This window comes from Plantibacter sp. PA-3-X8, from assembly GCF_003856975.1.
Lineage (GTDB): Bacteria > Actinomycetota > Actinomycetes > Actinomycetales > Microbacteriaceae > Plantibacter > Plantibacter auratus.
The window spans coordinates 1420383-1442483 of record NZ_CP033107.1 but is presented as its reverse complement, the minus strand read 5'-3'; the positions used below and the strand labels follow the sequence as shown (position 1 = coordinate 1442483).

Below are 22101 nucleotides of genomic sequence, written 5' to 3'. Positions count from 1 at the left end.
AATGGTTCAGGTCAGATGCGGTCGGTCGCCGGGTCGGTCGCCGGGTCGGGCCCCGAGGTCGATCGGCGTCCGTAGGAATTGACGGGTCGGCCGGTCGCGAGTCCGTCGAATCGGAAGATGCCGCCGCTGAGCGGTGCATCCACCAGGTCCGCCTCGGTGAGGTTCTCGCGGGCCGTCCCGACGAAGAGCGTCGTGAGCTCGGGCCCGCCGAAGGCCACCGACGTGACGCCCGGGGCCGGCACGCTCAGCTCGTCCTCGACGGTGCCGTCCGGGCTCCACCGGAGCACGCGACCACCGCCGTTGACGCCGTTCCAGAATCGACCGTCGGTGTCGAGCGCGAGGCCGTCGGAGTCGTAGCCGACGAGGAAGGGCTCCAGCGGCCCGAGTCGGCCGTCTTCTCCCGTGCTCGCCCGGTAGACCGTCTTCACGGTGGTGTCGGTCACGTACACGGTACGACCGTCGTCGGACCACTCGAAGCCGTTGGTGACGCCGAAGCCGCCGAGGAGCGTGCGGAGTCCGGTGTCGTCGAGCAGGTACAGGGCGGCATTCGGTTCGCCGGTGGTGACGTTCATGGAGCCGACGAGGAACCGGCCGTACGGGTCGACCTTCGCCTCGTTGCTGCGCAGGCCGGCGTGGACGTGGTCGAGCTTCGCCAGGGTCTCGGCGATGAGCCCGTCGTCGTCGAGGGTGACGATGCGGTCACCGAGTGCGGCGATGTAGCCGCCGGCGGCACGCGGCTGCACGGCGCTCAGCGGCGGTGGGAGCTCGGTGACGCGGTCGTCACTGCCGTCCACGGCGCCGTCCATCCGTCCGCGGTGGAGCGTGCCCGCGGTGATGTCGACCCAGACGACCTCGTCGGTGCGGGCGTCCCACCAGATGCTCTCGACGAGGATCGCGGGGGTGTCTCGGAAGACCTGTGGGTGAACATCCATTGCCTCCACGGTACGGACCCGGACGGGTGTCCCCGCGGGGCTTGCTTTCCCAGCATCCGGCCGGTACCCGCGTGCGTGGGCCCTTCGACACTTCGACAGACTCAGTGCGGCGCAGCTCAGGGACCGGGAGCGCTCAATCCTGCTCGGTGAGCTCCTTGATCGTGAGGGCCGCGTTGATGAGCGCGAGGTGGCTCAGCGCCTGCGGCAGGTTGCCCCAGTGCGCGCCGTCGGCCGGGTCGATCATCTCGGCGAGGATCCCGACGTCGTTGGTCATGCCGACGAGCTCGTCCATGGCCGCGATCGCCTCGTCGTGACGACCGACGCAGGCGAGCGCGGAGGCCCGCCAGAACGCACAGGCGACGAAGGTGTACTCCTCCTGCTGCACCCCCGAGTACCGGTACAGCAGCGCCCCCTCGCCGAGTTCGGCCGCCAGTGCGTCGATCGTCGAGGACATCCGGTCACCGCGGTCGAACCCGCTCATCGCGTGCAGCAGCACGGAGGCGTCGAGGTCGTCGCTCCCGGGGAACATGACGTACGCCCCGCGCTCCTCGTTCCACCCGTGCTCGTCGATCCACTCCCGGATGCGGGTCTGCTCGGTGCGCCAGCGGTCGGCGCTGCCGGCGACCTGCCCGAGCTCCGCCAGGTGCACGGCGTCGCCGAGCGCCTGCCAGCAGCCCATCTTCGACGAGACGTAGTGCTCCTCCTGGGGCAGCTCCCACATGCCGGCGTCGCGGTTCCGCCACAGGTCGCAGGTGCGGTCCGCGACCTCGGCGAGGAGACGGCCGGTCTCGACGTCGAGGACGTTGCCGGCGTCGACGTAGGTGCGGCAGATCGCGAAGAGGTCGCCGTAGACGCCGAGCTGCAGCTGCCCCTGAGCCGGGTTCCCGCTGACCACCGGACCGATGCCGCGCCAGCCGGCGACGTCGTGCTCGACCACACCATCGGGCACGCCGCCCTCGAGGCCGTAGAAGATGTGCAGCTCCGGTCCGTTCTCGCGGATGGTGCGCAGCAGCCACGACACGGCGGCGTGCGTCTCCTCGCGGAGGCCGAAGCGGACGAGGGCGTGCGCGGTGTACGCGAGGTCGCGCACCCAGGCGAAGCGGTAGTCCCAGTTCTTGGCCCCGCGCGGGTTCTCCGGGAGCGAGGTGGTCGCCGCGGCCGCGATGGCACCGGTGGGGCTGAAGATCAGGAGTTTGAGGGCGAGGGCACTGCGCTGCACCTGATCCGCCCAGGGGCCTTCGTAGGAGAAGGCCCGGGACCAGGCGCGCCAGTTGTCGATCGTCCGGTCGATACCCACGTCCACGTTCGCCGGGACCGGCAGATGGATCGGCTCACCGTGGGTGGCGACGATGATCAGCAGGTGACGGGAGTTCTCGGTCGTCGTGAAGCGACCGGAGAGCTCCGTCGGCATGGCCCCGTCGACCTCGACCTCCTCCGGCCCGTACTCGTCGCCGACGACCGCGATCGTCGTCGCGCCGGAGCGGATGATGGGGCCGCGCGTGCTGTCCTCGATCCAGGGCGAGGCCGTCCCCAGTGCGGTCCCGGGCCGGACGCGCCAGGTGAACTCGACACTGCCCGACACCCCGTCGATCCGGCGCGCGAGTTCGGCCCAGGGCAGGCGACCCGCGATGCCCGTGACGAGTGCGTCCGTGATCGTCGCACGCCCGTGCTCGGTCGTGAAGGTCGTGCGCAAGACGTTGGTGCCGGACACGTAGCGTCGCGTGACGGTGTACTCGCCGACCGGCTCGAGCTCGATGCACCCGCCGGAGTCGTCGTCGAGCAGCCGGGCGAACACCGGCATGGAGCCGAGGTCGGGGATCGGCAGCCAGTCGACCTGGCCACGGAGTCCGATGAGGGCGACGGTGCGGCCGTCCCCGATCGGTGCGTACGAACGGAGATCCTCGCCAGCTGCGGTCATGCGATTCACCCTACGAGCCGCACCTCCGAATCGCCGGGGCTGGCGGCCCCGCCACGCGGCTGCTAGCGCGGGACGCCGGGTGCCGGGCGGGCGTCAACCCCTGGAGGCGGATCGCTCGGATCGGCTTGGGTGGACGGACCGCAACCACAGCATGCTGGCACGCACAGCAGCACGGATCCACAGCAGCACAGGGAGGAACACCATGAACCAGCCCGCTCAGCAGCAGCAGCCGCCCGGGACCGAGGGAGCGCTCACGCCGCAGGCCGACCACGGCGAGACCGGCTACCGGGGTTCGGGCAAGCTCGAGGGCAAGGTCGCCATCATCACCGGTGGCGACAGCGGTATCGGCAAGGCCGTCGCGATCGCCTACGCCCGCGAAGGGGCGGAGGTCGTCGTCAGCTACCTCGATGAAGACGAGGACGCGGCCGACACGGTCCGCTGGGTCGAGGAGGCCGGCCGGACCGCCCTCAGCATCGGTGGTGACCTCACGAGCCCAGAGCACTGCCGCGAGATCGTCCGCGCGACGGTCGAACGCTTCGGGAAGGTCGACATCCTGGTGAGCAACGCCGCGTACCAGATGACCCGGGAGAGCCTGGCCGAGATCCCGGACGAGGAGTGGGACCACACGCTCGCCACGAACCTGAGCGCGTTCTTCCACTTGAGCAAGGCGGCCGTCCCCCACATGGCTCCGGGCTCCTCGATCATCGCGACGAGCTCGGTGCAGGCCGACTCGCCGTCGCCGCAGCTCATGCCCTACGCCATGACCAAGGCGGGTCTCGCGAGCATGACCGCGTCGCTCGCGCAGGTGCTCGGTGGTGACGGGATCCGCGTGAACGCCGTCGCGCCCGGTCCGATCTGGACGCCCCTGATCCCGTCGACGATGCCGCCGGAGACGGTCGAGTCGTTCGGGACGGACACCCCGCTCGGGCGTCCGGGCCAGCCTGCCGAGGTCGCTCCGCCCTACGTGCTGCTCGCCTCGGACGAGGGGAGCTACATCTCGGGCGCCGTCATCGCGGTGACCGGCGGCAAGCCGATCCTCTGAGGACCGGGCGCGCCGGGCGCCGCTCAGGCGTCCGGCGACCGCTCCGAGCGTTCGATCTCGGCGTGGATGCGACGCAGCGCGAACAGCAGGTTCTCGCCACCCGCATCCTCCGCCGGGTCGGCGTCGTCCGACTCCCGACCGGCCGCACCGTTCGCGCCCGCGTGGGCCGAGCGCACCGCCCGACGCAGCATCGTCAGCGCCTGGTCGGAGGCACGCAGCGCATCGGAGAGACGCTCGTCGTCGATCGCCGCCTCGACGAGGTCGGCCGAGGCGTCGATCGCATCGGCGAGCGCACTCCGGACGCCCTCGTCGAGGTCGACCGGCACCGGGATCCCCCAGAGCGCCGCACGCAGGGCGTCACCGATCTCCACGACCACCGGCGCGATCCGCTCGAGGGCGGCGAGCGCCCCCTCATCCCCGCGGAAGTCATGCCGGTTCCACCGCGTGCGCGGATTGGCCCGGCGGCTCTCCGCGGCGTCTTTCATCAGCACGCGCGCGGCGTCGACGTCGTGCCGGATGGCGAGCAGCGAGCTGTCCCAAGACGGCGGGTCGTCCGGGGTCGGTGCCGACTCGGATCGGAGGGTGTCCGACATGCTCCGGAGCGCACCGACCATCCGTGACCTCGCGGCCGAGATCCCGGCTGCCGACTCGCGGACGAACAGCGGCGGCATGATGAGCAGGTTCACGAGGAGCCCGACGAGCACGCCGAGGGCCATCTGCACGAGGTAGCCGACCGAGAAGTCGTTGGCGTTCGCTCCGCCGATGATGATGACGAACAGCGCCGCGATGGGGACGTAGTCACGGCCCTGTCCTAGCCCCGGCAGGCCGGCGAGCAGCGTGCCGAGCCCCACCGACAGCGAGACGGACACCCAGCCGGGCGCGGGCGAGATGATGAGCAGCCACGCGAGTCCGATGCCGAGGCCCAGACCGATGAGGGTCTGCAGGCTCGAGCGCACCGAGTCCATGAGCGTCGGTGTGAGGCTCACGAGGGCGCCGAGCGGTGCGTAGTAGGAGAAGTCGCCGAGCTCGCCCGGGAGCAGGCTGCCGAGGAACCAGGCCGCGGTGGCCGCGATGGCCACCTTGAGCGCGAGCATGAGGCGCCACGGACGCAGCGCGGGCATGATCCACGCGCCGACCCGCTGTTTCGGCGTCCGGATGCTCCCTGTGGCGGTCGTGCGCCCGGTCACTTCATCGCCGCTCATCACAGCCGCCATGGTGGTCTGGCCCTGTTGAAGCGTCAACCCCCACGCGCTGATCAGCTCGGCGGCCTAGCGTTGGTCTGGTCATCTCCGATGGCGACAACCAGGAAGGAAGCGAACATGACGAACGCATCTGCATCATCCTCACGTCCCGACGCGGAGGAGATCCCCGACGGATCGGGCTCCGACGGTTCCGAGTCGACTGATGGTGAGGACACGGCGTCGGGCGGCGGCGCCGACGACGAGTAGTCGCCGAACCGACATTCGACCCCGACGGGTGGCGGCGCCGACGACGAGTCGCCGTCGGACGCCGCCCCAGGTCAGCGACTGCGGGTCGCCGTCCGGTTCTCCGCGCTGATCATCCACGCGAACTGCTCCAGCTGCTGGATGATCGCGTGGAGGATGTCCGCGCTCGTCGGGTCCTCATCGTCGACGTCGTCGTGGACCCGACGCATCGTGCCGACGACCGCCTCGAGTCGGACGGTGATCAGGTCGATCGTCTCCGAAGTGTCGATCTCGCCCTGCGGGTACTCGGGCAGCGTCGTGGTCTCGGCGACGATGTCGCTGCGGCCGTCCGGCACGGCGTGCAGGGCACGCATGCGCTCCGCGACGGTGTCGCTGAACTCGCGCGCGGCGTCGATGATCTCGTCGAGCTGCAGGTGCGTGTCGCGGAAGTTGCGTCCGATGACGTTCCAGTGCGCCTGCTTGCCCTGGATCGACAGCTCGATGAGGTCGACGAGGACGGCCTGCATGTTGGCGTCGAGTTCCTTCGACGCGACGAAGCCCTTCTCGGCGTTCTGCCGACGGGTGGGCTTCGGCCCGGATCCTCCGGGAGCCGATCGGGTCGTGCTCTCGGTCTTGCTGGTCTTCTCTGCTGTTGCCATGGTTGGCACCTCCTGCACGGCAGGTTACGCACCGTACCTGTCGATCCCGGGGCCCTTGACATCGACGCCGAAGCGTCCCATCCGTGCCCGCGCGGCCGCCAGCTGGGTTTTCGGAGCCGAGAGTCTTAAGGTGAAGCGACACCGCGATAGACACCGCGTGACGCACAACGAGGAGAGCACGGCCCGCCATGGGAAAACTGATCTACGGTTCTGAGGTCTCGATCACCTTCGAGGACCGGCTGCTTGCGCACCTGCAGTTCGTGATCGGTGCGAAGCTCCGCCGGAACGAGGCCTTCTACTTCGGTTGGAAGGACGACCCGCGCGCCGGCGACGGGCGCAGCGTCATCTGGATCCACCCCTCGGTGCCATTGCGTTTCAAGTACTCGGGCAGTGTCCCGATCGACCTCAACCGCGCGTGGATCGACGCGCTGAACGTCACGGCGAACTCCGCCCACGGCCTCTCGGTCATCGCGGAGCCCGCTCCGAGCCGGACAGGACAAGTCGCATGAGCCGCATGGAGATCGTCTACCAGGGACTTCCGTACTCGATCGCCGTCGAGGATCCGGACGAGTTCCGCGCCGAGGTGCTCGACAGCATCTCCGCCGGACAGTTCCGGTGGCTGCAGGTCGACCGCGGTGAGGGTCAGCTGGAGCCCATCACCATCTTGATCGGCCCCGGGATCGGCATCGCGATGGGCACACCGGACGGTCCTTCCCAGGACACCCCGTCCTCGGCACTCCCCCAGGGACAGGACCCCGACCTGCTGTCCTGACCGCCTCGCCAGCGGAAGCTGGCATAGCGCAGCCGACACCTGGAAATCAACAGTTCAGAGCGACGATTTCAAGTTTCCTACACTTGTTCGGCGGACATTGAAGTGGGTCTCCAGGCTGGCCGCTCGACACCGGCGCATCTCGCCGTGTCGATCGTCGGAGGCCCGAAGAAGGGCACAGCACATGGGCGCGATCGTATACGGCACGGGCGAGAACCGGTTCCACCTCGAAGACCGGATGCTGGCTCACGTCAAGACCATCACCCTCATGAAGCTCCGCCGGAACGAGTCGTTCTCGGTGACCCTGCGCGACACCTCGACGGAGCGCGGCCGCGTCACGCTCTGGCTGCACCCGTCGATCCCGCTGCAGTTCAGCTTCGACTCGGACGAGACGTTCGAGATGGACCGCCCCCTGCTCGAGGACCTCATGCACGGCGCCAACGGCGGCGAGGTCACCGTCCGCGCTGACGCGGACGAACTGGCGTAGCCCTCGGGACCGCTCACGGGTGCCGCACGAAACAGGAGGGACTTCGTGCGGCCCCGTGAGCATCCCGGCCGCCGACGGCTCAGTCGGCGATCGTGAAGCGGACCGCGTGCAGCGCATCGGCCCGTGACGAGCCGCCCACCCGCAGCTCGAACTCGCCCGCTTCGACGACCCGCCGTCCTCTGGCGTCGACGATGGAGCAGTCGGCGACGGGCAGTTCGATCGTGACCGTCGCCGTGTCGCCCGGTTCGATCGCGACCTGACGGAACGTCTTCAGCTCCTGGTCGGCCCAGCTCACCGAGGTGACGAGGTCGCTGACGTACACCTGCACCGTCTCGAGGACGGGACGCGAACCGCTGTTGTGCACCTCGACCTCGGCGCGCAGGGTGTCGCCACGTCCGTGGACGACCTGGTCGAGGCGCGGCTCCCCGTACTCGACGCTCGAGTAGGACAGTCCGTCGCCGAACGCGAACGCAGGCTCCTGGGTGAGGTCGGCGTAGCGGTCGCCGTGCTGTCCGCGGATCTGGTTGTAGTACGTCGGCTGCTGGCCGGCGTGCCGCGCGAAGGAGATCGGTAGGCGACCGGTCGGCTCGATGAGACCGAGCAGGAGTTCCGCGATCGCGCGGCCACCCTGCATGCCGGGGCTCGCCGCCCACACGATCGCGTCGGCGTGCAGCGCGGACGGCGGCAGCACGAGCGGCTTCGAGGCGAGCAGGACCACGACGAGCGGCTTGCCGGTGGCGGCCAGGGCGTCGAGCAGTGCCACCTGTCCGCCGATGAGCTCGAGCGTCGCGGTGGAGCGGCCCTCCCCCACGAGCTCGATGCGGTCGCCCACGACGGCGACGACCACGTCGGCGTCCTGGGCCAGCGCGACGGCTTCCGCGATGAGCGCATCGTCGGGTTCCGCGGGCGTGACGAGCGGTGGACGCGGCTGGCCGTCGGGGAAGGTCGCGCCCGCTGGATCGGGCGAGAGCGTGAGGATGTCGGCTCCGAACGCGGTCGTGACCGTGCTCCCGGCGGGTGCGACCGCACGCAGGCCGTCGACCACGGTGGTGATCATCTCGCGCGGCTGGCCGTCGGGCAGCCAACCGGCCTGGCCGGAGTTGCCCGCCCAGTCGCCGAGCTGCATCTGCGCGTCGTCCGCGAGCGGACCCACGACGGCGATGCGCTGCGGCCCGGCCTCGGACGTCGCGATCGCCCTGCCTGCCTCGTCCGCCCGGTAGCCGCCGGCGAGCGGCAGCACGCCCTCGTTGCGGAGCAGGACGAGGGAACGCCGCGCGGTCTCGAGGTTGAGCTCGGTGTACTCCGGCGAGCCGATCACCGCGAGCTGCTCGGCGGCGTCCGGGTGCCGCGGGCGCTCGAACAGGCCGAGCGCGAACTTCAGGGTGAGGATGCGACGGACCGCGCGATCGAGGTCGGCCTCCTCGAGCAGTCCGCGGTCGAGCGCTTCCAGGGCGCCTTCGAAGAAGCCGGGCGTGGTCATCACCATGTCGTTGCCGGCGCGGATCGCGGCAGCCGAGGCGTGCACGTAATCAGGGCTGACGTGCTGCTCCCACACCATGCGGCCCACGTTGTCCCAGTCGGTGATGAGCGTCCCCTCGTAGCCCCACTCGCCGCGCAGCACGTCGTTGAGCAGCCACTCGTTGACCGTGATCGGCACCCCGTCGATCGACTGGTAGCCGAGCATGAAGCTGGCGCAGCCCTCGCGGGCGACCCGCTCGAAGGGCGGGAGGAACCATGACCGCAGTTTGCGCGGCGAGATGTCGGCCTCGCTCGCGTCGCGCCCGCCCTGCGTCTCGGAGTAACCGGCGAAGTGCTTGGCCGTCGCGAGGATGGCCGTCGGGTCGGACAGGCCGTCGCCCTGGTAGCCGCGCACCATCGCGGACGCGAGCTCGCCGATGAGGAACGGGTCCTCACCGAAGGTCTCGCCGACACGCCCCCAGCGGAGGTCGCGGGCGATGCAGAGCACCGGCGAGAACGTCCAGTGGACACCCGTCGCGGCGACCTCGACGGCCGTGGCCCTGGCGACCCGCTCGAGCAGCTCGGCGTCCCAGCTCGCGGCCATGGCCAGTTGCGTGGGGAAGATCGTCGCGCCGAGGTGGAAGGAGTGACCGTGGATGCAGTCCTCCCCCACGATCAGCGGGATCCGCAGTCGCGTCCGCCCCACGAGTTCATGGGCGACCGCGAGACGCTCCGGTGACGCGTGCAGGATCGAGCCGACGTGCGTCTCGAGCACGTGCGCCTCGATGTCGTCGCGGGCGTCGAGCTGCATCATCTGCCCGACCTTCTCGCGGACGGTCATCCGCTCGACGAGGTCGTCGACGCGGGCTGCAATGGGCAGCGTGGCGTCGAGGTAGCGGGCGTCCTCGAGGTGGCGGGCGGTGTCGGTCTTCATCGTTCGGTGGCTCCAGCGCGTTCGGTGTGGGTCGTGTCGGTGATCGTGGACGGGCCGGTCGTCTCGGTGCGGACGGCGGTGACGCTCGCCCCGGGCTTGATGCCTCGCTTGCGGAGGGCCCTGGCGCGTTCACCCGCCGAGCGGAGCCTCGGGTTCACGTACTCGTCGATCCCGAAGTTGATGAGCGACAGCGCGACACCGAGCAGGGCGATGCAGACACCGGCGGGCACGTACCACCACCAGAAGTCGGGGAACGCACCGTTCTGCTGCGCCCAGAACAGGATGGTGCCCCAGTTGAGGTTCGTGATGGGGATGACGCCGATGAACGCGAGCGTGGTGAGCCCGAGCACTGCAGCGGTGACCGTGCCGACGAAGCTCGAGGCGATGATGGCGGTCAGGTTCGGCAGCATCTCGACGGTGATGATCCGGAAGAGGGACTCCCCGTTCGCCTTCGCCGCCTGGATGAAGTCGCGGTTCCGCAGCGACATCGTCTGCGCGCGGAGCACCCGGCCGCCCCACGCCCACCCGGTGAGCGCCAGGACACCGGCGATGAGGAACAGGCTCGGGTTGTCGTACTGAGAGGCCACGATGATCATGAGCGGGAGACCCGGGATGACGAGGAAGACGTTCGTCAGCGCGGACAGCGACTCGCTCGTGAACCCGGAGACGTACCCGGCGGTGACCCCGATGGCGACGGCGATGATCGTCGCGAAGATCCCAGCCAGGAAGCCGACGAGGAGCACGCCCCTGGTGCCGTAGATGAGCTGGCTCAGGACGTCCTCGCCCATGTGCGTGGTACCCAGCAGGTGCGCGGCCGACGGAGCCTGGCGCAGCGCGGTGAAGTCCTTCTCGAGCGGGCCGTAGGGCGCGATGAGGTCGCCGAAGACCGCGACGAGGACGAAGAACCCGAGGATGCAGAGCCCCGCGATCGACTTGCCGTTCCGGAACATCGCGAACGACGACGCGAACCGGGCGGCGAACGAGCGACCAGCGGGCGTCGGCTTGGGCGCCTCGGCGGTGGCGAGGGCCTCGGTGGTGGGGATGGTCATGTCAGGACTCCATCTGGCGGGTGCGGGGGTCGAGCACCGCGTAGGCGACGTCGGCCAGGATGTTCGCGACGAGGACGGTGAGCGTGATGACGAGGAAGAGCCCCTGCATGAGCGGGTAGTCCTTCGCCGTCGTGGCGTCGAGCAGGAGCTTGCCGACGCCCGGGTAGGAGAAGACCATCTCCATGACGATCGTGCCGCCGACGATGAAGCCGAGCGACAGGGCGAAGCTCGACAGCTGCGGCAGCATGGCGTTGCGCGCCGCGTAGTCGACGAGCACCCGGCGGGTCGGCAACCCCTTCGCCTGCGCGACGGTCACGTAGTCCTCGTCGAGGACGGTGACCATCATGTTGCGCATGCCGAGGATCCAACCGCCGAGTGAGGCGAGCACGATCGTCGCCGCCGGGAGGAAGCCGTGCGCGATCACCTGGCCGATGAAGTCGAGCGTGAACTCGGGCCTCGACCCCTTGCCGTAGGCGTGGGAGGCGGGGAACCAGCCGAGGAGGGTGGAGAACACCGCGATCGCGATGAGGCCCATCCAGAAGTACGGCACCGTCGAGAAGAAGGTGGACAGCGGGACGATGAAGTCCGCCTTGCTGCCGCGTCGCCACCCGATGAGGGCGCCGATGGACGTGCCGAGGACGAACGACAGGATCGTCGCGATCCCGACGAGGCCCACGGTCCAGGGCAGAGCGGCGGCGATCACGTCCGTGACCGGGGCGAGGCCCTTCGAGAAGGACCGTCCGAGGTCGCCCGAGAAGAGCAACCGCCAGTAGTCGAGGTACTGCTCGAGCATCGACCTGTCGGCGTCGAGTCCGAACAGGGTGCGGAGCGAGTCCGCCGCCTCGGGGCTGATGCGGCCCTGGTTCTTCGCGATGTACGCCGAGACCGGGTCGCCCTTGAGCATCCGTGGCAGGAAGAAGTTGATCGTGATCGCGGCCCACGCGGTGAACGCGTAGAAGGCGGCGCGACGGAGGAAGAAGGTCATGCGATGGTCTCCGTTCCCGCGAAGTGGCGGTCGGGGTCGGGCGACGCGTTGCGGAGGGCGAGCGTGTAGGGGTGCTGCGGGCGGAGGATCACATCGTCGGCCGGGCCCCGCTCGACCACCTCGCCGTGGTGCAGGACCATGATCTCGTCGCTGAAGTGCCGCGCGGTCGCGAGGTCGTGCGTGATGTAGAGCACGCCGAGTTGCGACTCGCGCTGCAGCTCGGCCAGGAGGTTGAGGACACCCAGCCGGATGGAGACGTCGAGCATCGAGACGGGCTCGTCGGCGATGAGGAGGGACGGACGCGACGCGAGCGCGCGGGCGATGGCGACCCGCTGGCGCTGACCGCCGGACAGTTCGTGGGGCCGACGGTCGATCGTGCCGGCCGGGTCGAGCTGCACGCGCTCGAGGAGGCGGTGCACCTCGTCCTCCACCTCGGCCTCGGGGACGACGTGGTCGAGGCGCAGCGGTCGCTCCAGGTGGTGGCGGATCGTGTGCGACGGGTTCAGCGAGGCGAACGGGTCCTGGAAGACCATGCGGACCTGCTGGCGGTAGCGGCGGAGTGCACGACCACGACGCGGGATGGCCTTGCCGTCGAGCAGGATGTCGCCGCTCGTCGCCCGTTCCAACTGGGTGAGGATCTTCGCGATGGTCGACTTGCCACTGCCGGACTGACCGACGAGGGCGAGCGTCTGGCCGGACCGCAGGGTGAAGCTGACGTCGTCGAGCGCGAGCATGTGGCCGGAACCACGGACCCGGTAGCGCTTCGAGACGTGCGAGAACTCGAGGGTGGTCATGCGGTCACTCCTGCCTGGGTGGCCGACGTGGCGGCACCGGTTCCACGGACGAAGTCGCCGCGCTCGCCAGTGAGGCTCGGGAAGGACGCGAGCAGCTTCCGCGTGTACGGGTCCTTCGCCTGTCGGTAGATGCGTTCCGCCGTGTCGATCTCGACGAGCCGGCCGGCACGCATGACGGCGATGCGGTCGGAGATCTCGAGGAGCAGCGGGAGGTCGTGGGTGATGAAGATGACCGAGAAGCCGAACTCGGTGCGGAGCTCGGAGATCTGTTGGAGGATCTCGCGCTGCACGAGCACGTCGAGCGCGGTGGTCGGCTCGTCCATGATCATCAACTGCGGCTTCAGGGCGAGCGCCATCGCGATCATGACCCGCTGACGCATGCCGCCGGAGAGCTCGTGGGGGTAGGACTTCAGGCGGTCGCGGCCGACCCCGACGATGTCGAGCAGCTTGCCCGCCTCCTCACGGCGTTCGGCGCGTGACATGCCTCGGCGGTGCGTGGTGAAGACGTCGTCGAGCTGCCGCCCGATGGAGGTGACCGGGTTGAGGGCGTTCATCGCTCCCTGGAACACCATGGAGGCCTTGTCCCAGCGGAACGCGCGCATCTCCTCCTCGCCGAGCCGGCCGAGGTCGATGTCCTCGCCGGACTCGTCGTGGAAGACGGCGGTCCCGCCCGTGATGACCGCCGGTGGTTTGAGGAGCCGTTGCAGGCCGTAGGCGAGGGTGGTCTTCCCACAGCCGGACTCGCCGGCCAGGCCGAGGATCTCGCCGCGGCGGAGGGTGAGCGAGACATCGCGCACGGCTTCGACGGGTGGTTCCACGTCGTAGGTGACGCTGAAGGAGGACACCGTCAGCAGGTCGTCGTTGGTCACTGCATGAGTCCGTTCTGTGCTGATGAAGAGCGGCGCCGGACCGTCAGCAGGTCGTCGTTGGTCACTGCATGAGTCCGTTCTGTGCTGATCGCGGTGCATGCCGTTGCGCATGCGGGAGGTGACGGGCGGGGCGGATGAGCGCCCCGCCCGTCGGTGTGGTGCCCGTGTCTACTTCGCGGCTTTGAGCTGCGTGAGGATGTAGACCGCGGTCGGCTGCGTCGGGTCGGCGGGCGCGTAGGGGTCGTCCTCGCTCGGCCATCCGGTGTAGTTCCGCGTGTTGTACGAACCGATGAACGGGCGCGTGCCGATCGGCATGGCCGGGACGTCGGACACGAACAGCTTCTGCACGGTCTCGAGCGCGGCTGCGCGCGTGGCGTCGTCCGTCGCGTTGGCGTAGGCGGCGAGCGCCGCGGTGGCCTCCGGGCTGTCGTACCGACCGAAGTTGAAGTCGGCCGCCTCACCCTCGGCGACGAGCCAGCGGCCGTCCATGATGTCGGAGTACAGGTCGTACGGCGTCGCGCCGGTGTCGGTCCAGTGCAGGATCGCCTGGAAGTCGCCGTCCGACTTCGCCGCCCACCAGGTGTCCTGGTCGGGGGTGTCGACCGTGGCGGTGACGCCCAGCGTCTTGACCGAGTCGGCGATGAGGCTGATGCCGGTCACGTAGTCGTTCCAGCCCTGCGGCACCGACAGCGTGAAGGTGACGGCCTCGCCGGACGGGTCGGTGAGGACGTCGTCCTCCCAGGTGTAGCCGGCGTCGGTGAGGACCTGCTTCGCGGCCTTCGCGTCGACGGTGTAGTCCTCGCCCTCGAACTCGGAGGCGATGAACGCGTCGCCCGCCGGGGTCGGGAGACCGGTCACCGAGCTGAGCTCGGGGACGCCGCCCTCACGGGCGATCTGCTGGTGCTGCTCGCGGTCGATGACGAGGTTCACCGCCTGGCGGAACGCGGGGTCGTTGAACGGCTTCGTCTGCGTGTTCACGAACATCGCGTCGACGGCGAGACCGGCGGCCGCCCAGTAGACGTTGTGTTCCTTGTCCTTGTCGAGGTACGCGGACTGCACGTTCGGGATGAAGGCCTGCGCCCAGTCGGCGTCGCCGTTCGCGAGCGCGGTGGTGAGGGCCGTGTTGTCGTTGTACGACACGTAGTAGAGCGTCGGCACGGCCGGCTGCTCACCCCAGTAGTCGTCGCGGGCGGAGAGTTCGACGCTCTCGGTGCTGAAGCTCGTCAGCGTGTACGGACCGGTGCCGACGGGCTCCGGGTTCTCGAAGGTGGCGGGGTCGTCGACGGACTCCCACACGTGCTTCGGGACGATCTGCTTGAGGAGCACCTTGTCCTGCTTCACGAACATGGGGTTCGTGAACGACAGGGTGACGGTGTCGCCCTCGGTCGCGACCGTGGTGAGGCCGAGGGCCGAGTTGTCGAGTTCGGGGTGGTCGATGAACTGCTGGAAGGTGAACGCGATGTCGTCGGCGCTGAACGCCTCGCCGTCGTTCCAGGTGACGCCGTCGCGGGCGGTCAGCGCGACGGAGGTGTAGTCGTCGGACCAGGCGATCTCGGAGGCGAGCCACGGCTTCACCTCGGCGCTCGGGTCGACGAGGTTGACGATCGCGAGCGGCTCCAGGATCGCGTTGATGTAGCCGAGCTTCATCGCGGACGAGTCGCCGACGTAGGGGTTGTTGGATTCGGTGGCGATCGAGCCGTCCGGCTTCGCGATCGTCAGGGCGGCGCCGCTCTCGGGTCCGTCGCTCGACCCGCCGCCACCGGTGCATCCGGTGAGCAGCAGGGCTGTGGCCGCGAACGCGGCCAGCAGTGGGGTTCTCAGCTTCATCGCTTTCTCCTCTTGGGTGTGCGCTGCGGCAGTGCGGCGCAAGTCGGGATTCGGTGATAACTTACTGACCATTCAGTAAGTTGGCAAGCGCGGTAGTGTCGGGCGCATCGAGGCCCCCGCGGAACGGACACCATGAGCACGGTGAAACGACAGAACACGGTGAAACGACCAGCCCAGCCACGCCCGGCGACCGTGGCGAGGCGAGCCGAGGTCGTCCGCTCGGCGCTCGACGTCTTCGGCGCCAAGGGGTACGCGAACGGAACCCTCATCGACATCGCCGAGCTCGTCGACATGACGCCGGCGGGCATCCTGCACCACTTCGGGTCGAAGGACCAGCTCCTCCTCGAGGTGCTCAGCTACCGCGACGCGACGGACGTCCAGGACCTCGACGACCAGCACATCCCCGGCGGTATCGACCTGTTCAAGCACCTGATCCGCACCGCCGCCGCGAACGCGCAGCGTGCCGGGATCGTGCAGGCGTTCGTCGTCCTGTCGGCGGAGTCGGTGACCGAGGACCACCCGGCCAGGCACTACTTCGACGACCGCTACCGGACCCTCCGGCGTGAGATCGCGGAGGCGTTCGAGGTGGTGTGCGCCGAGCGGGGCGTGGATGCGCCCGAGACGATCCACCGTGCGGCGGCGTCGATCCTGGCGGTCATGGACGGCCTGCAGGTGCAGTGGCTCATCGACCCTGCGGACGTCGACCTCGCCGAGACGAGCGAGTACGCGATCCGGGTCATCGTCGAGTCGGTGCTCGGGCCGGGCGCACTGGACGGCTGAGTCGCCCGAATCGGTCGGTTTTCGGGCTGATTTCGAGCGCTTTTGGGCGACTCACTGGGCCGAGCAGGATTCGAGAAGCGCCGTGGGGCTCGCAGGGCTACCGTGAGAGGCGGACCACAGCCCCGAACGGAAGGACGCCGACATGGCCGAGAAGCAGTCGAGCACGAAGAGCGGATTCAGCGCCGAGGAACGCGCGGCGATGAAGGAGCGCGCCAAGGAGCTGAAGGCGGCCGCGAGTCGCGAGGAGGCCCTGCAGGCCGTCGTCGACGCGATCGCCGAGATGGAGGACGCGGACCGCGCCATCGCCGAGCCGTTGCACGAACTGATCATGGGTGGCGACTCCGGCCTCGCGGCCAAGACCTGGTACGGCATGCCCGCCTACGTCGGCGCCGACGGCAAGGCGGTCGTGTTCTTCCAGGCGGCGGCGAAGTTCAAGGCGCGCTACGCGACCATCGGATTCAACGACTCCGCGAAGCTCGACGACGGCGACCTGTGGCCGACTGCGTTCGGGGTCACCGCGTGGAACGACGCCGTCGCGAAGCGTGTCGCAGACCTGCTCGCCCGGGCGGTCTGACCCCGCCCGGTCGCTTGTCGAGTGCCCTCGCCCGGTCCCTGAGCCTGCAGAAGGGCACACGGACCCGCCAATCGGGCACCCTTTCCCCGGTCCCGGAGCCCGTCGAAGGGTCCACGGACACCCTCACGAATCCGGCGCCCTTCCACCGGTCCCTGAGCCTGTCGAAGGGCCCACGAGGGACCTCCTGCTCCGCTGATCTTCTCCCGGTCCCTGAGCCTGTCGAAGGGCCCACGAGGGGACCTCCTGCTCCGGTGATCTTCTCCCGGTCCCTGAGCCTGCCGAGGGGCACACGGGGAACCCCACGAGTCCGGCGCCCTTCCACCGGTCCCTGACCCTGTCGAAGGGCACACGAGGAAACCTCGCCAATCCGGCGGCCCCCTTCCGGCCCCTGAGTCTGTCCAAGGGCCCACTAGGGACCTTCTGCTCCGGAGATCTTCTCCCGGTCCCTGAGCCTGCCGAGGGGCCCAAGAGGAAACCTCGCCAATCCGGCGGACCCCTTCCGGTCCCTGAGCCTGTCGAAGGGCACACGAGGGGACCTCCTGCTCCGGTGATCTTCTCCCGGTCCCTGAGCTTGTCGAAGGGCACACAAGGATGTTCCCCAACCAGCCCGACTCGGCATCTGGAATGTCAGTGGTCCATGGTGGACTGGTTCCATGACCGAGACCACCCTCACCGCGATCCGCGCGAGCGACGAGTACGCCGCGCGGCTCGAGGAGTTCTCGGACGAGTGGGCTGAGATCCACCGGCAACAGGCCTTCCTGGACGCCCGGAAGGCGCGCCTCCTGGCCCGCTCCGCCGCCTATGCCGATGCCTTCGCGGACGCCACGGTCCCGGCGATCTTCCCGCCGGCTGAACGTCAGGCGCTCTCACGCCGGTCAACGTGTGCGGCCCTCGCGATGGCGACCCGGATGCCGGAGCGGACGGTCCAGCTTGCGACGAACGACGCCGAACGTCTGGTGAATGACGCACCGGCTGTGCTGGCGTCGCTGGAGGCCGGCCGGATCTCGGCGCGGCATGCGCAGGTGATCACCGACCAGCTCTGCGACGTCCCGGCTGCCGGGCGGGCGGTGTTCCTCGACAAGGTCCTCGTCGTCGCCGAGCGCACCACGGCCGCTGGGCTCCGCACGAGCGCCCGCGTCCTGCGCGAGCGTCTCCACCCAGAATCGATCACCGCCCGAGCGGTCCGCTCGGAAGCCGACCGCCGCGTCGAGTTCGAACCGGCCGCTGACGGCATGGCGTGGGTGCACCTGTTCACGACGGCACCGATCGCGCAGGGCATCATCGAGCGCGTCGAAGCCGCCGCGGCCGAGTCGCGCGCTGCGGGCGACACGCGCACGTGCGCCCAACTGCAGGCCGACGCCCTGGCAGCCCTCGCGCTCACCGGCGTCACACCTGACGACGTCATGTCGAACCCGGTGCTCCCGCACCCGATCGAGGTGCAGGAACACATCAAGCCCACCGTGCAGATCACCGTCCCGGCGCTGAGCATGGCCGGCGTGAGCGACGCACCCGGCATGCTCGACGGCTACGGTCCGATCGACCCGGAGACCGCAGCACGTATCGCAGTGAACGCACCGAGCTTCACCCGGATCCTCGTCCAGCCGGAAACCGGCGCGGTGCTCTCCGTCGGACGCAGCCAGTACCGGGTCCCGGCCGACCTGCAACGCGCGGTCCGCCTGCGAGACGGCACCTGCCGGGCACCGGGCTGCGGCAGGCGAGCACGGGCCTGCGACCTCGACCACTCGGTCGCCTGGGAGGACGGCGGGACGACGGATGTCGGTAACCTCGCGTGTCTGTGTCGACATCATCACCGGATGAAGCATCTGCCCGGATGGAACCTCGACCACGGACCCGGCGGCGTCCTCGACTGGACGACACCCGACGGGAAGCAGTATCGGACCGAACCCGATCCCGCGCCCTTCTGACCAGTTTCGGTCCCTGAGCCTGTCGAAGGGTTCCTCGTGGGCACTTCGACAAGCTCAGTGACCGGGAGAGGTGTGCCCGAGATGATGAGCCGTCCTCGTGGGCACTCCGACAAGCTCAGTGACCGGAAGAGGTGTGCCCGAGATGATGAGGCGTCCTCGTGGGCACTCCGACAAGCTCAGTGACCGGGAGAAGTGCGCCTGGACCATTTCGGTCCCTGAGCCTGTCGAAGGGCAGCCGTGGCGCGCAACCTCGGTCAGCGGAAGAGGTTCACCCGGATGAACCCGGTCCCTGAGCCTGTCGAAGGGCAGCCGAGCCCAGGCACGTCGGTCGACGGGGAAGGTGCATGCGGGAGACTTCCAGCTTCTTCCTCACCTCCCGGGCAACGCCAGCCCGGTCGGTCGCCCTGACACCGCGAGCAAGAGGTCGAGCGCCGATCCCCGGACCTCGTCGCCCGCACCCCAGCTCACCCCGGCGTCCTCGGCGACGAGCCGGACGCCCCGGACGCGTTCCTTGCCGCCGCCCATCGAGACGCCGGTCCGGAGCTGGTACTCCAACGCCACCAGGACCGCGGCTATCGGGTAGTCCGCGCTGATGCCGAGCGGCCGACGGACGTCCTCGCCGTGCACGATGGCCTCGACGAGCCTGGTCGCGAGGTTCGCCGGCGGGGTGCGCCTCAGCTCGGTGGCGTCCGCCAGGGCGCGGAGCGTCTCCTGCGGATCGTTCCGCCGCTCCCGCTCGACCCCGCGTTCATTGTCGAGGTCGAAATCGAACCGCGCGGCGATGAGTCGTCGGGCGAATCCCAGCCGCGTCGTCTTCGCCGAATCGACGAGATGGGCGACGACGTCATGCACATCCCATCCGGTGCAGAGCGACGGCCTCCCCCACTGCTCGTCGCTCAGCACCGACAGGTCCGCGACGAGCCGCCGACGCTCCTCGTGGACGACCGGCCACACGGTCCCCGGTGACACCCTCATCCGCGCCGGTCCCCCATCATCAGCGGTAGTGCTGCTCGCCCCGGGCGGCCTTCTCGACCACGTCCGCGATGCGCGCGGCCCTGATCGCGGGCGTCTTGATGTTGCTCAGGCGGAAGAAGACACGGAAGCGGTCGGTGCGACCGAGGGTCGCGAAGTAGGCCGCCGCCTCGGGGTTCGCTTCGAGCGCCGCCTGCAGATCATCCGGTGCGACGGCGTCCTTCTGCCGGTACGCCACGTCCCACCGCCCGTCGGCCTTGGCGCGTTCGATCTCCGCGAGCCCACCGGGACGCATCCGCCCCTCCTCGATGAGGCGGGCGACGTGCTCCCGGTTGATCTGCGACCACGGGCTGCTCTTCCGCCGCGGGGTGAACGCCTGCAGCGTGTAGTCGTCGTCGAACCGTTTGCTCTGTCCGTCGATCCATCCGTAGCAGAGGGCGACGTCCAGTGCCTCCGACCAGGTGATCCCCGACGCCTTCGAGGTCTTCTTCCGCAGCTTCAACCGCACGCCTGCGTCGCTCGGCGCGCCAGCGAGGTAGGCCTCCCACTCATCGAGCGTGAGGTCCAGGATCGGTTTCTCCTCGAAGCTCGCCACGTGAGCGAGCGTAGCGCGCACAGGCGACGCAGCCCAGACCTCGACGCAGCCCAGACCCCGGTGCAGCTCAGACCCCGGTGCCGTCCGGACCGCCACCCAGGACTGGATAGGGTCGAAGCATGCTGATGAACGACGAGACGCTGTCGCGCGCCGCCGACACCCTGCGAGCCTGGGCCCTCGACGAGGACCTCAAAGCGCGAGTCCTCGCCCACCCGGAGGCCGCCGCCGTCGCCAAGCGGGCCGCCCTGCGATACATCGCCGGCGAGGACGCGGCCTCGGCCTTGCGGCTCCTCGAAGCGAACACCGATCGTGGACACCGCTGGAGCATCGAGCTCGTCGGCGAGTCGGTCCGCGACGCACGTGTCGCCGACGAACAGACCGCGGAGTTCATCGACCTCGCCCGCCGGATCAGCGAATCCGACCAGACCGCGACGATCTCGCTCGACCTCTCCCACATCGGTTCCGTCGTCTCCCCCGAGCTCGGCCTGCGCAACGGCCTGGCGCTCGCACAGGCGGCCCGGGACGCCGACACCTCGCTCATGATCTCCGCTGAAGGCTCCGACCGCACGGACCTGGTGCTGTCGCTCTTCGAGCAGATCGCCGACCGGTTCCCGGAGACCGGCATCACCCTGCAGGCGAGACTGCACCGCACCCCCGCGGACCTCGACCGCGTGCTGCATCGGCCCGGGCCGATCCGTGTCGTCAAGGGCGCCTTCCTCGAATCGACCGAGGTGGCCTACCCCCGCGACTCCGCGCCGATGACCGCCGCCTACATCAGCATGGTCACACGACTCGTTGGGTCGGGTCACCGGGTCAACATCGCTACCCACGACGCGAACCTCGTCGCCGCACTCGAGGGCGCGCTCGGCGACGACCTCCGCCAGCCGCACGTGGAGTTCGAGATGCTGCAGGGACTCGGCACCGAACTGCTCGACGACCTCCACCGCCGCGGGTTCGTAACGCGCGAGTACCTCGTCTACGGACCCGAGTGGTGGCTCTACGTCCTCAACCGGATCGCCGAGCACCCCGAGCGGGTCATCGAGGCGATCGCGGACATCGGCCCGATCGCGCTCCTCGCCTGATCAGCCGAGCGGGTCGGACTCCACGCGGTGGAAGTTGCGGTTCTGGTAGACGAGCGCCGGCGCGTCGGTGCCGGGCGGGATGACCTCCAGCACCTCGGCGATGACGAGCATCGAGCTGCCGGCCGGGACCGTCTGCACGATCCGGCAGCGCAGTGCCGCACGGGCACTCGGCAGGTAGGGCTCGCCGGTCGCGAGTCGCTCCCAGTGCTGTTCCGGGGTGAAGCGCGGCTCCCCCGTCTTGGCGAACGCCTTCGCGACCTCCAGGTGGTGGTCGGCCAGGAGGTGGACGACGACCGTCCCCGCACTGAGCAGTCCGCCCGCGGACCCCGTGGCCCGCGTGACCGAGAAGGACAGCATCGGCGGGTCGACGGCCACCGACGCGACCGATGACGCCGTCAACCCGACGTCTCCACGATCGGTCGAGGCACTGATCAGCGCGACGCCCGCCGGGTGGTCACGGAACGCCGTCTTGAACCCGTCGACGGTCGCTGCGCGGGCGAGGGCATCGGGATCAGCGGACGGCGTGGTGGGAATGGTCATGCTTCAACCGTAGAACCTCAATCGGTCTTGAGGTCAACTCAAGGAGCAGCGATCTCCGGCTACTCGAACATCTCCGCGAGGAGCTCGTGCGGGTCGCCGTCGACCCGGTGCTTCGAGCGACCCTCGGGCCAGAACGTGACCCCGTCGTCGTCCCAGCACGGCACGACGTGGAGATGGAGGTGGGGGACGCTCTGCCCGGCATCGGCACCGGACGCACTCAGCACGACGACCCCGGTCGCGCCGAGCGCCGCCCGCATCGCGCGTCCCACCCGCTGAGCGAGGGCGGTCGTCGCCTGCAGGGCTCGCGGATCGGCGTCGAGCAGGCCGACGCTGTGCGCCCGCGGCACCACCAGGGTGTGGCCGGGCGCGAGCTCCGACTCGGGCAACGGCCGGAAAGCGACCGCCTCGTCCTCGCGTTCCACCCAGGTGACGTCGGCGGGCTCGTCACGCAGGATGCGGCAGAAGGTGCAGGTTTCGGGCATCGTC

Annotated in this window: 23 protein-coding genes; 9 read left to right on the top strand and 14 right to left on the bottom strand. The window is 69.4% G+C overall.

Features of this window, described 5'->3' with window-relative positions:
- Positions 1–11 precede the first annotated feature (11 nt).
- Positions 12–932: an SMP-30/gluconolactonase/LRE family protein gene (locus EAO79_RS06930; protein ID WP_124768500.1), complete on the bottom strand. Its 921-nt coding sequence runs from the start codon at positions 930–932 to the stop codon at positions 12–14.
- A 133-nt stretch (positions 933–1065) separates the two neighbouring features.
- Positions 1066–2850 carry a glycoside hydrolase family 15 protein gene (locus EAO79_RS06925; protein WP_124768499.1) on the bottom strand — a complete coding sequence of 595 codons (1785 nt, stop codon included), beginning with the start codon at positions 2848–2850 and terminating at the stop codon, positions 1066–1068.
- A 202-nt stretch (positions 2851–3052) separates the two neighbouring features.
- Here EAO79_RS06925 and EAO79_RS06920 point away from each other — a divergent pair, with 202 nt between their 5' ends.
- Positions 3053–3892: an SDR family oxidoreductase gene (locus tag EAO79_RS06920; protein ID WP_124768498.1), complete on the top strand. Its 840-nt coding sequence runs from the start codon at positions 3053–3055 to the stop codon at positions 3890–3892.
- A 23-nt stretch (positions 3893–3915) separates the two neighbouring features.
- Here EAO79_RS06920 and EAO79_RS06915 read toward each other — a convergent pair whose 3' ends face one another.
- Positions 3916–5094: an FUSC family protein gene (locus tag EAO79_RS06915; RefSeq protein ID WP_124768497.1), complete on the bottom strand. Its 1179-nt coding sequence runs from the start codon at positions 5092–5094 to the stop codon at positions 3916–3918.
- Positions 5095–5211: 117 nt separating this feature from the next.
- On the opposite strand from EAO79_RS06915, the gene EAO79_RS19460 reads away from it, so the two are divergent.
- Positions 5212–5340, top strand: a complete 129-nt coding sequence (locus tag EAO79_RS19460) for a hypothetical protein (protein ID WP_255376699.1) — start codon at positions 5212–5214, stop codon at positions 5338–5340.
- A gap of 71 nt (positions 5341–5411) precedes the next feature.
- Here EAO79_RS19460 and EAO79_RS06910 read toward each other — a convergent pair whose 3' ends face one another.
- Positions 5412–5975: a Dps family protein gene (locus EAO79_RS06910; RefSeq protein WP_086472957.1), complete on the bottom strand. Its 564-nt coding sequence runs from the start codon at positions 5973–5975 to the stop codon at positions 5412–5414.
- A 188-nt stretch (positions 5976–6163) separates the two neighbouring features.
- On the opposite strand from EAO79_RS06910, the gene EAO79_RS06905 reads away from it, so the two are divergent.
- From EAO79_RS06905 to EAO79_RS06895, 3 genes are all read left to right on the top strand, one after another.
- A complete protein-coding gene (locus EAO79_RS06905; RefSeq protein ID WP_064297077.1) occupies positions 6164–6484 on the top strand; it encodes a hypothetical protein in 321 nt (106 codons plus the stop codon).
- Complete coding sequence (locus EAO79_RS06900) at positions 6481–6747, top strand: hypothetical protein (RefSeq protein ID WP_086472956.1); 267 nt, start codon at positions 6481–6483, stop codon at positions 6745–6747. The genes EAO79_RS06905 and EAO79_RS06900 overlap by 4 nt, the downstream gene beginning before the upstream one ends.
- A 181-nt stretch (positions 6748–6928) precedes the next feature.
- Positions 6929–7231: a hypothetical protein gene (locus tag EAO79_RS06895; RefSeq protein ID WP_085512050.1), complete on the top strand. Its 303-nt coding sequence runs from the start codon at positions 6929–6931 to the stop codon at positions 7229–7231.
- A gap of 79 nt (positions 7232–7310) precedes the next feature.
- On the opposite strand, the gene EAO79_RS06890 is transcribed toward EAO79_RS06895, so the two are convergent.
- The 6 genes from EAO79_RS06890 to EAO79_RS06865 all read right to left on the bottom strand — a co-directional run bounded on the left by EAO79_RS06890 (position 7311) and on the right by EAO79_RS06865 (position 15147).
- A complete protein-coding gene (locus tag EAO79_RS06890) occupies positions 7311–9623 on the bottom strand; it encodes a glycoside hydrolase family 3 N-terminal domain-containing protein (protein ID WP_124768496.1) in 2313 nt (770 codons plus the stop codon).
- Positions 9620–10672, bottom strand: coding sequence for an ABC transporter permease (locus tag EAO79_RS06885; RefSeq protein ID WP_079704857.1), 1053 nt, complete (start codon positions 10670–10672; stop codon positions 9620–9622). The genes EAO79_RS06890 and EAO79_RS06885 overlap by 4 nt, the downstream gene beginning before the upstream one ends.
- A 1-nt stretch (position 10673) precedes the next feature.
- On the bottom strand, positions 10674–11657 hold the full coding sequence (locus tag EAO79_RS06880; protein WP_124768495.1) for an ABC transporter permease: 984 nt from the start codon (positions 11655–11657) through the stop codon (positions 10674–10676).
- A complete protein-coding gene (locus EAO79_RS06875) occupies positions 11654–12451 on the bottom strand; it encodes an ABC transporter ATP-binding protein (RefSeq protein WP_056009243.1) in 798 nt (265 codons plus the stop codon). Before EAO79_RS06875 ends, EAO79_RS06880 begins: the two co-directional genes overlap by 4 nt.
- Positions 12448–13320, bottom strand: coding sequence for an ABC transporter ATP-binding protein (locus EAO79_RS06870; protein WP_138946183.1), 873 nt, complete (start codon positions 13318–13320; stop codon positions 12448–12450). The genes EAO79_RS06875 and EAO79_RS06870 overlap by 4 nt, the downstream gene beginning before the upstream one ends.
- Positions 13321–13488: 168 nt before the next feature.
- Positions 13489–15147: an ABC transporter substrate-binding protein gene (locus EAO79_RS06865; RefSeq protein ID WP_124768494.1), complete on the bottom strand. Its 1659-nt coding sequence runs from the start codon at positions 15145–15147 to the stop codon at positions 13489–13491.
- Between the two features lie 132 nt (positions 15148–15279).
- On the opposite strand from EAO79_RS06865, the gene EAO79_RS06860 reads away from it, so the two are divergent.
- The 3 genes from EAO79_RS06860 to EAO79_RS06850 all read left to right on the top strand — a co-directional run bounded on the left by EAO79_RS06860 (position 15280) and on the right by EAO79_RS06850 (position 18426).
- Positions 15280–15927, top strand: coding sequence for a TetR/AcrR family transcriptional regulator (locus EAO79_RS06860; RefSeq protein WP_124768493.1), 648 nt, complete (start codon positions 15280–15282; stop codon positions 15925–15927).
- 142 nt (positions 15928–16069) lie between these two features.
- Positions 16070–16501 carry a hypothetical protein gene (locus EAO79_RS06855; RefSeq protein WP_124768492.1) on the top strand — a complete coding sequence of 144 codons (432 nt, stop codon included), beginning with the start codon at positions 16070–16072 and terminating at the stop codon, positions 16499–16501.
- A gap of 653 nt (positions 16502–17154) precedes the next feature.
- Positions 17155–18426, top strand: a complete 1272-nt coding sequence (locus EAO79_RS06850; protein WP_124768491.1) for an HNH endonuclease signature motif containing protein — start codon at positions 17155–17157, stop codon at positions 18424–18426.
- A gap of 369 nt (positions 18427–18795) precedes the next feature.
- On the opposite strand, the gene EAO79_RS06845 is transcribed toward EAO79_RS06850, so the two are convergent.
- Positions 18796–19401 (bottom strand): maleylpyruvate isomerase family mycothiol-dependent enzyme, encoded by a 606-nt coding sequence (locus EAO79_RS06845; RefSeq protein WP_124768490.1) that lies wholly within the window; start codon positions 19399–19401, stop codon positions 18796–18798.
- Between the two features lie 19 nt (positions 19402–19420).
- Complete coding sequence (locus EAO79_RS06840) at positions 19421–19993, bottom strand: YdeI family protein (RefSeq protein ID WP_124768489.1); 573 nt, start codon at positions 19991–19993, stop codon at positions 19421–19423.
- 119 nt (positions 19994–20112) lie between these two features.
- On the opposite strand from EAO79_RS06840, the gene EAO79_RS06835 reads away from it, so the two are divergent.
- Entirely contained in the window at positions 20113–21075 is a 963-nt protein-coding gene (locus EAO79_RS06835; protein WP_206428302.1) for a proline dehydrogenase family protein, read from the top strand.
- Here the strand turns inward: EAO79_RS06835 and EAO79_RS06830 are convergent, their stop codons facing one another.
- Both EAO79_RS06830 and EAO79_RS06825 read right to left on the bottom strand, forming a co-directional pair.
- A complete protein-coding gene (locus tag EAO79_RS06830) occupies positions 21076–21615 on the bottom strand; it encodes a flavin reductase family protein (protein ID WP_124768488.1) in 540 nt (179 codons plus the stop codon).
- A gap of 59 nt (positions 21616–21674) precedes the next feature.
- The gene (locus EAO79_RS06825; RefSeq protein ID WP_124768487.1) at positions 21675–22097 is read right to left on the bottom strand and encodes an HIT family protein; all 423 of its coding nucleotides are present in this window, start codon (positions 22095–22097) and stop codon (positions 21675–21677) included.
- Between the last annotated feature and the right edge of the window lie 4 nt (positions 22098–22101).